Genomic DNA, 1,808 nt, shown 5'->3' on the forward strand with positions numbered 1-1,808 from the left:
CCGCAAGCCCCGTCACACGAATCCCCGCCACACGAATCCCCCTCACACGCAGGGAGCCCCCATGAAGCGCACGCGTCCCACCCTCACCTCTCCCCAGGCGAGACCCCGGATACTCGCGACCGTCCTGACCTCCGCGCTCGCCCTCGCGGGCACCGCCCTCGCCGCCGGCCCCGCGGCCGCCGCCGACGTGAACAACGTGCGCAACGGCGGCTTCGAGTCGGGCCTCACCGACTGGACCTGCTCCGCGGCGTCCGGCGCGTCGGTCACCTCCCCGGTGCACGGCGGCTCGCGCGCCCTCAAGGCCACCCCGGCGGGGCAGGACAACGCCCGCTGCAGCCAGGTGGTCGCGGTGAAGCCCGGTTCCACCTACACGCTGAGCACCTGGGTGCAGGGCGGTTATGCCTACCTGGGCGTCACCGGGACCGGCACCACGGACGTCTCCACCTGGACCCCGGACTCGGGGGCGTGGAAGGAACTGCGCACCACCTTCACCACGGGCGCCAACACCACCTCGGTGACCGTCTACACCCACGGCTGGTACGGCCAGGCCCCCTACTACGTGGACGACTTCTCCGTCTTCGGCCCCGACGGCGGAGGCGGCGGGGGCGGCGAGCCGGAGCAGCCGGCGATCCCCGCGGCCCCGGCCGGGCTGACGGTCTCGGGCACGACCTCGTCCTCCGTCTCCCTCACCTGGAACACCGTGCAGGGCGCGACCGGCTACACCGTGTACCGGGGCGGCACCCGGGTGGCGACCGCGAGCGGCACCTCGGCGACGATCACCGGGCTCAGCGCCTCCACCGCGTACTCCTTCCAGGTGACCGCGACCAACGCGGCGGGCGAGTCCGCGAAGTCCGCCACGGTCAACGCGACCACCCAGCCCACCGGCACCGGAGGCGGCGGCAACCTGCCCAAGCACGCGGTGACCGGGTACTGGCAGAACTTCAACAACGGCGCCACCGTGCAGACCCTGGCCCAGGTGCAGAGCCAGTACGACATCATCGCGGTCGCCTTCGCCGACGCCACCGCCACGCCGGGCACCGTCGACTTCACCCTCGACTCGGCCGGCCTGAACGGTTACACCGAGGCCCAGTTCAAGGCCGACATCCGCGCCAAGCAGGCGGCGGGCAAGAAGGTCATCATCTCCGTCGGCGGCGAGCTCGGCGCGGTGCGGGTGGCCGACACGGCCTCCGCGACCAACTTCGCCAACTCGGTGTACGCGCTGATGCAGGAGTACGGCTTCGACGGCGTCGACATCGACCTGGAGAACGGCCTCAACGCGACCTACATGACGCAGGCGCTGCGCTCCCTGTCGGCGAAGGCCGGGCCCAACCTGATCATCACCATGGCCCCGCAGACCATCGACATGCAGTCGACCTCGGGCGCCTACTTCCAGACGGCGCTCAACATCAAGGACATCCTGACCGTCGTCAACATGCAGTACTACAACAGCGGTTCCATGCTGGGCTGCGACGGCAAGGTGTACTCGCAGGGCTCGGTGGACTTCCTCACCGCGCTGGCCTGCATCCAGCTGCAGGGCGGGCTCGCGCCCTCCCAGGTCGGCATCGGCGTCCCGGCCTCCACCCGCGGCGCGGGCAGCGGCTACGTCTCCCCGACGATCGTGAACAACGCCCTGGACTGCCTGACCAAGCTCACCAACTGCGGCGCCTTCAAGCCCTCCAAGGCCTACCCGGACCTGCGGGGCGCGATGACCTGGTCGACCAACTGGGACGCCACGGCCGGCAACGCCTGGTCCAACGCCGTCGGCCCGCACGTCCACGGCCTCGGCTGATCCCCCCACGCCCCGAAAC

1 protein-coding gene is annotated in these 1,808 nt (G+C 71.0%); it reads left to right on the top strand.

What is annotated here, in order from left to right:
- Positions 1–61: 61 nt before the first annotated feature.
- Complete coding sequence (locus ACOV8S_RS16045; RefSeq protein WP_448318493.1) at positions 62–1,789, top strand: chitinase; 1,728 nt, start codon at positions 62–64, stop codon at positions 1,787–1,789.
- The last annotated feature ends 19 nt before the right edge of the window (positions 1,790–1,808 follow it).

The organism is Streptomyces sp. CO7, assembly GCF_053474865.1.